Here is a 12,218-nt window from a genome sequence, read left to right as displayed (position 1 = left end):
GATAGAAACAGAAGCCACTGGAGCACCTCAAAAACACCATCATACACTAAATCAGTAAGTTGGCAGCATCACCCGTTTGATAAATGAAGGCATTAAACAGCGGCTTGGTGGGCTTCACTCTGCGCAAGTGCTGCTACATAGCGTCGATTTTCATGAAATAGAAGAGTGCCAGCGTCGCGGGGAATGGGATAAAACCGGGGACATTCTGGCTGAGGCGGCGCTTGGCTTACAGCGGGCGGGCGCAGAAGGTATTGTGTTATGTACCAATACGATGCATAAAGTGGCGGATGCCATTGAGTCACGTTGCACTCTGCCTTTCTTACACATTGCGGATGCCACCGGACGTGCAATTACCGGGGCCGGAATGACTCGTGTGGCGCTGCTGGGTACGCGTTACACCATGGAACAGGATTTTTATCGCGGGCGGCTGACGGAACAATTTTCCATCAATTGTCTTATTCCTGAAGTGGATGAACGGGCGAAAATTAATCAGATTATTTTTGAAGAACTGTGTCTGGGGCAATTTACCGAAGCGTCACGCGCTTATTATGCGCAAGTGATTGCTCGCCTTGCAGAACAGGGCGCACAGGGCGTCATTTTTGGCTGCACAGAAATTGGTTTACTGGTGCCAGAAGAGCGCAGTGTTTTGCCTGTGTTTGATACCGCGGCGATCCATGCCGAGGATGCTGTCGCTTTTATGCTGTCGTAGCTGACGACAAAATAGCGTCAAGAGAAGTGACCAGTTTCGGTAACCCCGCTTGTAAATGCCCACTAAACGCCTGAACCAGCGCTGATGACGGGCGGTGCAGGGGGCGGATCAGGCTGACGGTGAACGGAACCGCAATACTGAACCGCCGCACCACTAAACCGCTTGCCGCATAATCTAGTGCGGTGAGCGGGTTAACCACCGAAACACCTACCCCCGCCCGTACCATTGCGCAGACTGACGCGGCGCTGTGGGTTTCTACGATCATGCGTCGTTTAACCTGATGTTCAGTAAATAGCTGATCCAGCAACTGGCGATAGCTGTCAGTACGGGAAAGGCTGATGTAGTTCTCACCCTGAAAATCATCCGGCGTTAATACCTTTTTTACCGCCAGCGGATGACCCGGAGGTAACACACACACTTCATCTAAAGAGAGTAATTCGGTACGTTCTGTTCCCGCAGGCGTATGGAGCGTTTCAGTGAGTCCTAAATCATGACGCTGGGCCGAGAGCCACTCTTCAAGTAGCGGTGATTCCTGGGGCACGATATTTAAGCTGACATCGGGATAACGTGCCAGAAAGGGTTGCAGGAGCTGCGGTAAAAAAGATTGCGAAAAGACCGGCAGGCAGGCAATAGACAGTTCTCCCTGGCGAAACTCGCGCAGACTTTCTGCGGCGCTGACAATGCGATCCAGTCCGTACCAGGATCGTTGCACTTCTTCAAACAGACGCAGTCCTTGCACGGTAGGATGTAATCGCCCACGTACGCGCTCAAACAATTTCAGCCCGATCACCTTCTCAAAGCGCGCAAGTTCGCGGCTGACGGTTGGCTGTGAGGTGTGTAGCAGGTGTGCCGCCTCAGTCAGGCTTCCGGCGGTCATTACCGCATGAAAAATTTCAATATGACGTAAGTTAACGGCGGCCATTAGCGCTCTCTCGCAATCCGGTAATCCATATCATTTTTGCATAGACTCGACATAAATCGATATTTTTTATTCTTTTTATGATGTGGCGTAATCATAAAAAAGCACTTATCTGGAGTTTGTTATGCCACATTCACTGTTCAGCACCGATACCGATCTCACCGCCGAAAATCTGCTGCGTTTGCCCGCTGAATTTGGCTGCCCGGTGTGGGTCTACGATGCGCAAATTATTCGTCGGCAGATTGCAGCGCTGAAACAGTTTGATGTGGTGCGCTTTGCACAGAAAGCCTGTTCCAATATTCATATTTTGCGCTTAATGCGTGAGCAGGGCGTGAAAGTGGATTCCGTCTCGTTAGGCGAAATAGAGCGTGCGTTGGCGGCGGGTTACAATCCGCAAACGCACCCCGATGATATTGTTTTTACGGCAGATGTTATCGATCAGGCGACGCTTGAACGCGTCAGTGAATTGCAAATTCCGGTGAATGCGGGTTCTGTTGATATGCTCGACCAACTGGGCCAGGTTTCGCCAGGGCATCGGGTATGGCTGCGCGTTAATCCGGGGTTTGGTCACGGACATAGCCAAAAAACCAATACCGGTGGCGAAAACAGCAAGCACGGTATCTGGTACACCGATCTGCCCGCCGCACTGGACGTGATACAACGTCATCATCTGCAGCTGGTCGGCATTCACATGCACATTGGTTCTGGCGTTGATTATGCCCATCTGGAACAGGTGTGTGGTGCTATGGTGTGTCAGGTCATCGAATTCGGTCAGGATTTACAGGCTATTTCTGCGGGCGGTGGGCTTTCTGTTCCTTATCAACAGGGTGAAGAGGCGGTTGATACCGAACATTATTATGGTCTGTGGAATGCCGCGCGTGAGCAAATCGCCCGCCATTTGGGCCACCCTGTGAAACTGGAAATTGAACCGGGTCGCTTCCTGGTAGCGCAGTCTGGCGTATTAATTACTCAGGTGCGGAGCGTCAAACAAATGGGGAGCCGCCACTTTGTGCTGGTTGATGCCGGGTTCAACGATCTGATGCGCCCGGCAATGTACGGTAGTTACCACCATATCAGTGCCCTGGCAGCTGATGGTCGTTCTCTGGAACACGCGCCAACGGTGGAAACCGTCGTCGCCGGACCGTTATGTGAATCGGGCGATGTCTTTACCCAGCAGGAAGGGGGAAATGTTGAAACCCGCGCCTTGCCGGAAGTGAAGGCAGGTGATTATCTGGTACTGCATGATACAGGGGCATATGGCGCATCAATGTCATCCAACTACAATAGCCGTCCGCTGTTACCAGAAGTTCTGTTTGATAATGGTCAGGCGCGGTTGATTCGCCGTCGCCAGACCATCGAAGAATTACTGGCGCTGGAATTGCTTTAACTGCGGTTAGTCGCTGGTTGCATGATGACTTGCCTCCAGCGACGGAGTTGACACTGAATGACGACGTACCAGCGTCGGACTAAAGACATTAGTGATTTCCGGGAGAGGGCGATTATCCGCCAGCGCCAAAGCCAGTTCGGCAGCCTGGGTCGCCATCGTCACGATTGGGTAACGCACGGTGGTCAGGCGCGGACGCACATAGCGTGACACCAGCACATCATCAAAGCCAATTAACGAAATCTCACCCGGTACATCAATACCATTATCATTGAGAACGCCCATCGCACCCGCCGCCATTGAATCGTTATAACAGGCTACCGCAGTGAAATTTCTTCCTCGTCCCAAAAGCTCGGTCATTGCCTGTTCGCCGCCGCTTTCGTCTGGTTCGCCAAATGTCACCAGCCGGTCATTGGCCGCAATACCACTTTCAGCAAGGGCATCGTAATACCCTTGCAGACGATCTTCGGCGTCAGAAATAGAGTGGTTAGAGCACAGATAACCAATGCGGGTATGACCTTGCTGAATTAAATGACGCGTTGCCAGCCAGGCACCGTAACGATCGTCAAGAGCAATACAACGGTTTTCAAAGCCAGGCAGGATACGGTTGATCAGCACCATACCGGGCATTTGTTTCATTAATGAGGCTAAATCGGCATCCGGGATCATTTTGGCATGGACGACCAACGCAGCACAGCGATGGCGGATCAGTTGCTCAATAGCCTGACGCTCTTTTTGTTCGTTGTGGTAACCGTTGCCAATCAATAAGAAATTACCGGTGTGATAAGCCACCTGTTCGACCGCTTTCACCATTGCACCGAAAAACGGATCGGAAACATCACCAACGATCAGACCGACCGTTTCAGTGGTCTGCTGTGCCAGCGCACGGGCGTTGGCGTTCGGGTGATAGCTAAGAGACTCCATTGCACTATGCACAGCCAGCCGGGAAGCTTCACTGGCTTTAGGTGAATTATTAATGACGCGGGAAACGGTGGCGACTGAAACGCCTGCCAGTCGGGCTACATCCTTTATGGTCGCCATGAAAATACCTTAGTGGGTAAACGCTTACATTCTTTCAGTGTTACGGAAAACGCCCGTTGGTTCAAGGGGTGGCGTGTTTTCATCGTGGGAATGTGAGCCAAACGCAAATAAGTAAGACAAAAAAAGAGATTGCAAACCTTTGGTTACACTTTGCGAAACGCTGTTGCGATTGACCGCTGGTGGCGTTTGGCTTCAGGTTGCTAAAGTGGTGATCCCAGAGGTATTGATAGGTGAAGTCAACTTCGGGTTGAGCACATGAATTACACCAGCCTGCGCAGATGCGCAGGTTTTTTTTGGCCGGTCATCAATCTGTAACAGTAACCGACAATTTACACACCTCGTTGCATTTCCCTTCATTCCTTTGCGTTTTCTCGCTGGCGAAGAGTCGTCGTGCAGACCACAATCAAGATCCCAGAGGTATTGATTGGTGAGATTATTCGGTACGCTCTTCGTACCCTGTCTCTTGCACCAACCTGCGCGGATGCGCAGGTTTTTTTTCGCACCTAATTTACTGTCGCTCGCGTTCTTTATCTCGTGTAATCTCCCTCCATTCGCTTTTACTGAATCAGAGCAAAGGGAGTTGGAATGCTTTTTAGCTTTTTTCGAAATTTGTGCCGTGTTTTGTATCGCGTTCGCGTTACGGGTGACACCCAGGCACTGAAGGGCGAGCGCGTTCTAATTACGCCTAATCACGTCTCTTTTATTGATGGCATTTTGCTTGGACTGTTTTTACCTGTGCGTCCAGTGTTTGCCGTTTACACCTCAATAAGCCAACAGTGGTATATGCGTTGGCTGAAATCATTTATCGACTTTGTTCCTCTCGACCCGACGCAACCTATGGCTATTAAACATCTGGTACGTCTGGTGGAACAGGGCCGACCAGTGGTGATTTTCCCTGAAGGACGCATCACCACTACAGGCTCGCTGATGAAAATCTACGATGGCGCGGGTTTTGTCGCGGCGAAGTCTGGTGCAACGGTTATTCCTGTGCGTATTGAAGGGGCGGAACTTACGCACTTCAGCCGCCTGAAAGGTCTGGTTAAACGTCGCTTGTTCCCGCAAATTACTCTGCATATTTTGCCACCAACGCAGGTGGCGATGCCGGATGCGCCGCGTGCCCGTGACCGTCGCAAAATCGCTGGCGAAATGCTGCATCAAATAATGATGGAAGCGCGAATGGCGGTGCGCCCGCGTGAAACGCTGTACGAATCTTTACTGAGTGCAATGTACCGCTTCGGAGCCGGGAAGAAATGTGTCGAAGACGTCAACTTTACCCCAGACTCCTATCGCAAATTGCTTACGAAAACGCTGTTTGTTGGACGCATCCTTGAAAAATACAGTGTTGAAGGCGAACGCATCGGCTTAATGCTGCCCAATGCAGGCATCAGTGCGGCAGTGATTTTTGGGGCCATCGCCCGTCGCCGCATTCCCGCAATGATGAACTACACTGCCGGGGTGAAAGGGCTGACCAGTGCTATTACGGCGGCTGAAATCAAAACCATCTTCACTTCCCGCCAGTTTCTCGATAAAGGCAAACTCTGGCATCTGCCGGAGCAACTTACTCAGGTGCGCTGGGTCTATCTGGAAGATTTAAAAGCAGATGTCACCACTGCCGACAAAGTATGGATCTTCGCTCATTTGCTGATGCCGCGTCTGGCACAGGTTAAACAGCAGCCGGAAGAAGAGGCGCTGATCCTTTTTACCTCCGGCTCTGAAGGCCATCCAAAAGGCGTCGTCCATAGCCATAAAAGCATTCTGGCGAACGTCGAGCAGATTAAAACGATTGCCGACTTCACCACCAACGATCGCTTTATGTCGGCATTACCGCTGTTTCACTCCTTTGGGCTGACGGTAGGCCTGTTTACGCCACTGCTTACAGGTGCAGAAGTGTTCCTTTATCCAAGCCCGCTGCATTACCGCATTGTGCCGGAGTTGGTGTATGACCGCAGTTGCACCGTGTTGTTCGGCACTTCGACTTTCCTCGGTCACTACGCGCGTTTCGCCAACCCGTATGACTTCTATCGTCTACGCTATGTGGTGGCAGGCGCAGAAAAACTACAAGAAAGTACCAAACAGCTTTGGCAGGATAAATTTGGCCTGCGCATCCTTGAAGGCTACGGTGTGACCGAATGCGCGCCTGTCGTTTCTATCAACGTACCGATGGCGGCGAAACCCGGTACGGTAGGGCGTATTCTACCAGGAATGGATGCGCGCCTGTTGTCGGTCCCTGGTATCGAAGAGGGCGGACGCCTGCAACTGAAAGGGCCGAACATAATGAACGGCTATCTGCGGGTGGAGAAGCCAGGTGTACTGGAAGTGCCCACCGCCGAGAATGTTCGCGGCGAAATGGAGCGCGGCTGGTATGACACTGGCGATATTGTGCGTTTTGACGAGCAGGGCTTTGTGCAGATTCAGGGCCGCGCAAAACGCTTTGCCAAAATTGCAGGCGAAATGGTGTCGCTGGAAATGGTGGAACAACTGGCACTTGGTGTTTCGCCAGATAAAGTCCATGCCACTGCGATTAAGAGCGATGCCAGCAAAGGCGAGGCACTGGTGCTTTTCACCACAGATAACGAACTGACGCGCGATAAGTTGCAACAGTATGCCCGCGAGCACGGCGTGCCGGAGCTTGCTGTACCGCGCGATATTCGCTATCTGAAACAGATGCCATTACTTGGCAGCGGCAAACCTGACTTTGTCACGTTGAAAAGCTGGGTAGACGAAGCGGAACAACACGATGAGTGAGTCAGTGCACACTAACACTTCGTTGTGGTCGAAGGGGATGAAAGCGGTTATCGTGGCGCAGTTTCTCTCTGCGTTTGGCGATAACGCGCTACTGTTTGCCACTCTGGCGTTACTGAAAGCGCAGTTCTATCCGGAGTGGAGCCAGCCCATCCTGCAAATGGTGTTTGTAGGTGCTTACATTCTTTTTGCGCCGTTTGTCGGGCAGGTGGCGGATAGCTTCGCCAAAGGCCGGGTGATGATGTTTGCCAACGGCCTGAAGCTGCTGGGCGCAGCCAGTATCTGCTTTGGTATCAATCCGTTTCTCGGCTATACGCTGGTGGGTGTTGGTGCTGCAGCCTATTCACCGGCGAAATACGGTATTCTCGGCGAATTAACCACGGGTAGTAAGTTAGTAAAAGCTAACGGTTTAATGGAAGCTTCTACCATAGCGGCGATTTTACTCGGTTCCGTAGCCGGTGGTGTGCTGGCTGACTGGCATGTACTCGTCGCCCTGGCCGCATGCGCACTGGCCTACGGTGGTGCGGTCGTTGCCAATATCTACATTCCCAAACTGGCGGCGGCGCGTCCGGGGCAGTCCTGGAATCTCATCAACATGACCCGCAGTTTCCTGAATGCCTGCACCTCGCTATGGCGCAATGGTGAAACGCGTTTTTCGCTGGTGGGCACCAGTTTATTCTGGGGAGCGGGTGTCACGCTGCGTTTCCTGTTGGTGCTGTGGGTACCGGTGGCGCTGGGCATTACCGATAACGCTACGCCGACCTATCTCAACGCGATGGTAGCGATTGGTATCGTGGTTGGCGCAGGTGCGGCAGCGAAGCTGGTTACGCTGGAAACCGTGTCACGCTGTATGCCAGCCGGGATTTTGATTGGCGTGGTGGTACTGATTTTCTCCCTGCAACACGAGCTGCTGCCAGCCTATGCCTTGTTGATGCTGATTGGCGTGTTGGGGGGCTTTTTTGTCGTTCCGCTCAATGCGTTGCTACAGGAGCGGGGTAAAAAAAGCGTCGGGGCGGGGAATGCGATTGCAGTACAAAACCTTGGCGAAAACAGCGCCATGTTGTTGATGCTGGGCATTTACTCGCTGGCGGTAATGGTAGGCATCCCGGTCGTGCCCATTGGCATTGGCTTTGGTGCGCTGTTTGCGCTGGCAATAACGGCGCTGTGGATCTGGCAGCGCCGTCATTAATATTTAACGCCGGTTTTAACCGGCGTTAATCTTATGGTGCCGGATAAGTATAAACCTGATGCACAGCTTCAATTTCAGCTAATACGTCTTCGCTTAACTCCAGATGCAAACTTTCGACGTTAGTTTTCAACTGCTCCATCGTGGTTGCGCCCAGCAGAGTGCTGGCAACAAACGGTTGACGGCGTACAAATGCGAGCGCCATTTGAGCAGGGTCCAGGCCATGACGTCTGGCAATATCAACATACGCCGCGACGGCTTTTTGCGTTTGCTCACCGCTATAGCGGGTGAACCGACTAAAGAGCGTATTACGTGCGCCAGCGGGTTTTGCACCATTGAGATATTTCCCGGTCAGCGTACCGAAACCCAGGCACGAATAGGCCAGCAGTTCGACCCCTTCATACTGGCTGACTTCTGCCAGACCTACTTCAAAACTGCGGTTTAACAGACTGTAGGGGTTCTGAATGGTGACAATACGCGGCAGATCGTGTTTGTCCGCCAGATGCAGGTAGCGCATTACGCCAAATGCAGTTTCGTTCGACACGCCGATATAACGAATTTTTCCCGCGCGTTGGTACTCTGCCAGTGCGTCCAGCGTATCCAGCAGCGAAACTGCAGGCGCAGAATCCGTCCAGCTATAACCGAGTTTGCCAAAGCAGTTGGTTGGGCGCTGCGGCCAGTGCACCTGATAAAGATCGAGGTAATCAGTCTGTAGGCGCTTGAGGCTGTCATGCAGCGCTTCGCGGATATTCTTCCGATCCAGCGCCTGATCCGGGCGGATGCCCTTGTCATTATTGCGCGACGGTCCGCTCACTTTGGAGGCGATAATTAACTTTTCGCGGCTGCCATGTTTCGCCAGCCAGTTGCCGACGTAGGTTTCGGTTAACCCTTGCGTTTCGGGGCGCGGAGGTACTGGGTACATTTCGGCAACGTCGATAAGGTTAATGCCCTGAGCAACGGCATAGTCGAGTTGTGCGTGGGCGTCGGCTTCGCTGTTTTGTTCACCAAACGTCATCGTGCCAAGCCCCAGCGTGCTGACTTCCAGCGAACTGTGGGGTATACGGTGATATTGCATAGCCGTTTCCTTTTTATAATCACGACATAAGGAATATAAAAATGGCAGAGGGAAGGGAAAAGGGAAAGAGAAAAATCTTAAGGCCAGCCGGATGCTGACCTTATTTGTTAACGTTCAATAATTTGCGAAACATCATCACGGTTAATTTGCATCGCGTTACCTTGCTGATCGTGATAACTCACCAGCCCGGTATCATCATCAATTTCAGGTTTTCCATCGGTCAAAATCATACGGCCATCTTTGGTCGCCATGACGTAATCACTGGAACACCCGGAAACAGCAAACGCCAGTCCGACTGCAGAAATTATTACTGCCCATTTTTTCATCCGGTTATCCTCATTTGGCCTACCTATGATAATAGTCTGTTTATAAACCGACGTTATATATCTTGAAAGCAGGAAAATCTTAAACTGTGAGGGTAAAAGGAGTGAGTACGCCCTCCCGCAGGAGAGCGTACGGAGTATCAGAGCGGATTCTTTTTGTTGCGAATCAGGTTGAGGCTTTCAACCGCAATAGAGAAGAACATCGCGAAGTAGATGTAACCTTTCGGTACGTGGATGTCGAAACTTTCCAGAATCAGGGTAAAGCCCACCAGAATCAGGAAAGAGAGCGCCAGCATTTTTACCGAAGGATGGCGTTCGACAAAATCACCAATCGAGCGCGCGGCGAACATCATCACGCCTACGGCAATCACCACGGCTGCCATCATAATAAACAGGTGATCTGACAGACCCACAGCCGTAATCACCGAGTCGAGGCTAAAGATAATATCCAGCAGCATAATCTGCACGATAGCGCCGAGGAATGATGAAACGCGTGTTTTCAGCCCTTCTTCTTCACCTTCAATGGATTCGTGGATTTCCTTGCTGGCTTTCCAGATAAGGAACAAGCCACCCAGAAGCAGAATCAAATCACGGGCAGAAATTTCCTGACTGAATATTGTAAAAAGCGGATTTGTCAGGCGCGTAACCCAGGCGATTGATGCCAGCAGCGCCAGACGCATAACCATGGCTCCCGCCAACCCCAGACGGCGCGCATGAGCACGTTGTGCTGTGGGAAGCTTTGCCACCACCAGAGAAAGGAAAATAATATTGTCGATCCCAAGAACGATCTCCAGCAGCGTCAGCGTACCGAGCGCAAGCCAGGCGTTAGGATCGGTTATCCATGCAAATAACATCTAAAAAGCCCTGCCAAAAAAATGAAGCGGTAATTATATGCCCGGAAAGCGGCAGGTCAAAGCGATGGCTACTGGATCAGAAAATGACGGGCCAGTAGCGCACTGGTGAAATTCTTCTTCAAATAAAAGCCGCGTGGCAGCGTCAGAATCCGTTCGCCCCGGGCACCAATGGCTTCGGTAAGCGCTTTCGCATTCGCTGCTTTCGGTCGTATCTGTAAATACTCCCCGTGACGAGCGGTAATCCGCTCAACCTGACCGAGAACAATCATATCCATTAATTCTTCCCAGTCTTCGCGTAGCTGCCGGTCTTCCTCTTCATTCGGGCTCCACAGCAACGGTGATCCAACGCGACGCTGCGCCAGCGGGATGCTGCGCTCGCCTTCAACCGGTATCCACAGTACGCGTTTGAGTTTGTGGCGCACGTGGCTGGTTTCCCAGGTCACCCCGCTATTGCCCGTTAACGGGGCAACACAAACGAATGTTGTTTCCAGCGGACGACCAAGACTATCCACAGGGATAGTTTTAAGTTCCACGCCCAGAGCAGCAAAATCTTGCTCAGGTTTACTCCCTGCGCTGGCACCTAGCCAGATCTCCAGTAACACGCCAATCCAGCCTTTATCGCGTTTTAAATTCTCTGGCGTAACCAGCCCGACAAGTGCCGCCAGTTCTCCCAATGTATAACCAGAAAGTTGCTGTGCTTGCGCTAACAACTGTTCTTCAGTTTCGGGAGGAGAGAGCAGTGGGCGAGGTTGGGACATGTCATGATACCTTGGTTAAAAAACAAACAGCAATTATGTGCCGAATATTCGCAGTGTAACTTTTTCCACATGCGTTGTTCAATTCTCTGATTTATATTGCTTTTTAGGTTGCCGGTAATCGAGTTGCGCAACACTGCAACGGGTTTTCCAAATCTGGTCACTGAAAATAAACAGGATCTTACACCATGTTATCCACAGAAAGCTGGGATAACTGTGAAAAACCTCCACTACTGTTTCCATTTACAGCCTTGACGTGCGACGAAACTCCAGTTTTTAGTGGTTCAGTGCTTAACTTAGTGGCACATTCTGTGGATAAATACGGCATTGGTTGATCTTTCGTCAACCCGTAAATGAGAGGTGTGACCTGGGTCACGAATTACTCTTTTTCATTACTCAAATTACATGTAATGCATTGACTAATAATGAATATTTTAAAATGTCTATATCGGGCTTATTCAGAATGCTCCGGGTTTTCCCGTAGTAATTCCGTAGTTCTTCACAACTCTATCCACAGAAAAGGTGAATAAAAACGGCTATCCACCCCTTCCTCTGTTTATAACTCTGCACATAACTGTGAGTTATTCAATTGTTATTAGTGTGTAATGCCCTGCAGAGAGTGGTTTACCGTCTTCCTGGAGTATGAAACAATCATTCGTATATAAAGCTTTATTTTGAGGTAGTCCGGTGATTGATGACGATGGCTACCGCCCAAACGTAGGTATCGTGATTTGTAATCGCCAGGGGCAGGTAATGTGGGCCCGGCGATTTGGTCAGCACTCCTGGCAATTTCCGCAAGGCGGAATCAACCCCGGAGAATCCGCAGAGCAGGCGATGTACCGTGAATTGTTTGAAGAAGTAGGATTAAGCCGCAAAGACGTTCGAATCCTTGCTTCAACGCGTAACTGGTTGCGCTACAAATTACCGAAACGTTTGGTGCGTTGGGACACGAAGCCGGTTTGTATCGGCCAAAAACAAAAATGGTTTCTCTTGCAGCTGGTGAGCGGCGATGCAGAAATCAATATGCAAACCAGCAGTACACCAGAGTTTGACGGCTGGCGATGGGTAAGTTACTGGTATCCGGTCAGACAGGTGGTGTCATTTAAACGTGATGTCTACCGTAGGGTAATGAAAGAGTTCGCGAGTGTGGTGATGTCACTGCAGGAAAATACGCCAAAACCACAAAACGCATCTGCTTATCGACGTAAAAGAGGTTAAGTCACGCCAATT

The 12,218-nt window shown here is 51.1% G+C and carries 12 protein-coding genes; 6 read left to right on the top strand and 6 right to left on the bottom strand.

All coding sequences use genetic code 11. The annotated features are described in order from the left end of the window. The first annotated feature begins 67 nt into the window (after positions 1-67). The gene (ygeA, locus tag RTW80_RS16550) at positions 68-709 is read left to right on the top strand and encodes an amino acid racemase (protein ID WP_063119265.1); all 642 of its coding nucleotides are present in this window, start codon (positions 68-70) and stop codon (positions 707-709) included. Here the strand turns inward: ygeA and lysR are convergent. Next, entirely contained in the window at positions 696-1,631 is a 936-nt protein-coding gene (gene lysR / locus RTW80_RS16545; protein WP_000741828.1) for a DNA-binding transcriptional regulator LysR, read from the bottom strand. The two genes, ygeA and lysR, sit on opposite strands and share 14 nt — an antisense overlap. A gap of 121 nt (positions 1,632-1,752) precedes the next feature. Between lysR and lysA the strand changes: the two genes are divergently transcribed. Beyond that, positions 1,753-3,015, top strand: a complete 1,263-nt coding sequence (gene lysA, locus RTW80_RS16540) for a diaminopimelate decarboxylase (RefSeq protein ID WP_032247831.1) — start codon at positions 1,753-1,755, stop codon at positions 3,013-3,015. A 6-nt stretch (positions 3,016-3,021) separates the two neighbouring features. Here the strand turns inward: lysA and galR are convergent, their stop codons facing one another. Continuing rightward, positions 3,022-4,053: an HTH-type transcriptional regulator GalR gene (gene galR, locus RTW80_RS16535; protein ID WP_000201048.1), complete on the bottom strand. Its 1,032-nt coding sequence runs from the start codon at positions 4,051-4,053 to the stop codon at positions 3,022-3,024. A gap of 585 nt (positions 4,054-4,638) precedes the next feature. Between galR and aas the strand changes: the two genes are divergently transcribed. Together aas and lplT are read left to right on the top strand one after the other, a co-directional pair. Beyond that, complete coding sequence (aas, locus tag RTW80_RS16530) at positions 4,639-6,798, top strand: bifunctional acyl-ACP--phospholipid O-acyltransferase/long-chain-fatty-acid--ACP ligase (protein WP_000899049.1); 2,160 nt, start codon at positions 4,639-4,641, stop codon at positions 6,796-6,798. After that, the gene (gene lplT, locus RTW80_RS16525) at positions 6,791-7,984 is read left to right on the top strand and encodes a lysophospholipid transporter LplT (protein ID WP_000004610.1); all 1,194 of its coding nucleotides are present in this window, start codon (positions 6,791-6,793) and stop codon (positions 7,982-7,984) included. The genes aas and lplT overlap by 8 nt, the downstream gene beginning before the upstream one ends. Before the next feature lie 31 nt (positions 7,985-8,015). Here the strand turns inward: lplT and RTW80_RS16520 are convergent, their stop codons facing one another. The 4 genes from RTW80_RS16520 to mutH form a co-directional block, all read right to left on the bottom strand. Continuing rightward, positions 8,016-9,056, bottom strand: coding sequence for an NADP(H)-dependent aldo-keto reductase (locus RTW80_RS16520; RefSeq protein ID WP_001199299.1), 1,041 nt, complete (start codon positions 9,054-9,056; stop codon positions 8,016-8,018). A 107-nt stretch (positions 9,057-9,163) separates the two neighbouring features. Continuing rightward, a complete protein-coding gene (gene ygdR, locus RTW80_RS16515) occupies positions 9,164-9,382 on the bottom strand; it encodes a lipoprotein YgdR (protein ID WP_000758655.1) in 219 nt (72 codons plus the stop codon). A 137-nt stretch (positions 9,383-9,519) separates the two neighbouring features. Continuing rightward, on the bottom strand, positions 9,520-10,233 hold the full coding sequence (locus tag RTW80_RS16510) for a TerC family protein (RefSeq protein ID WP_000895624.1): 714 nt from the start codon (positions 10,231-10,233) through the stop codon (positions 9,520-9,522). Positions 10,234-10,301: 68 nt separating this feature from the next. Next, entirely contained in the window at positions 10,302-10,991 is a 690-nt protein-coding gene (mutH, locus tag RTW80_RS16505) for a DNA mismatch repair endonuclease MutH (RefSeq protein ID WP_000082201.1), read from the bottom strand. Positions 10,992-11,176: 185 nt separating this feature from the next. Here mutH and ygdT point away from each other — a divergent pair, with 185 nt between their 5' ends. Then, positions 11,177-11,323 (top strand): protein YgdT, encoded by a 147-nt coding sequence (gene ygdT / locus RTW80_RS16500; protein WP_000953278.1) that lies wholly within the window; start codon positions 11,177-11,179, stop codon positions 11,321-11,323. Between the two features lie 352 nt (positions 11,324-11,675). Continuing rightward, positions 11,676-12,206, top strand: coding sequence for an RNA pyrophosphohydrolase (gene rppH / locus RTW80_RS16495; protein ID WP_000564489.1), 531 nt, complete (start codon positions 11,676-11,678; stop codon positions 12,204-12,206). The last annotated feature ends 12 nt before the right edge of the window (positions 12,207-12,218 follow it).

The organism is Escherichia sp. AM3 (genome assembly GCF_032029835.1).
Classification (GTDB): Bacteria; Pseudomonadota; Gammaproteobacteria; order Enterobacterales; family Enterobacteriaceae; genus Escherichia; species Escherichia coli.
This window is presented reverse-complemented; position numbering and strand designations above follow the sequence as displayed.

Bases quoted from the DNA above. Each gene is read 5' to 3' on its own strand.
- lysR (WP_000741828.1), bottom strand. From the start codon at position 1,631: ATGGCCGCCGTTAACTTACGTCATATTGAAATTTTTCATGCGGTAATG.
- lysA (WP_032247831.1), top strand. From the start codon at position 1,753: ATGCCACATTCACTGTTCAGCACCGATACCGATCTCACCGCCGAAAAT.
- galR (WP_000201048.1), bottom strand. From the start codon at position 4,053: ATGGCGACCATAAAGGATGTAGCCCGACTGGCAGGCGTTTCAGTCGCC.
- aas (WP_000899049.1), top strand. From the start codon at position 4,639: ATGCTTTTTAGCTTTTTTCGAAATTTGTGCCGTGTTTTGTATCGCGTT.
- lplT (WP_000004610.1), top strand. From the start codon at position 6,791: ATGAGTGAGTCAGTGCACACTAACACTTCGTTGTGGTCGAAGGGGATG.
- RTW80_RS16520 (WP_001199299.1), bottom strand. From the start codon at position 9,056: ATGCAATATCACCGTATACCCCACAGTTCGCTGGAAGTCAGCACGCTG.
- ygdR (WP_000758655.1), bottom strand. From the start codon at position 9,382: ATGAAAAAATGGGCAGTAATAATTTCTGCAGTCGGACTGGCGTTTGCT.
- RTW80_RS16510 (WP_000895624.1), bottom strand. From the start codon at position 10,233: ATGTTATTTGCATGGATAACCGATCCTAACGCCTGGCTTGCGCTCGGT.
- mutH (WP_000082201.1), bottom strand. From the start codon at position 10,991: ATGTCCCAACCTCGCCCACTGCTCTCTCCTCCCGAAACTGAAGAACAG.
- ygdT (WP_000953278.1), top strand. From the start codon at position 11,177: ATGTTATCCACAGAAAGCTGGGATAACTGTGAAAAACCTCCACTACTG.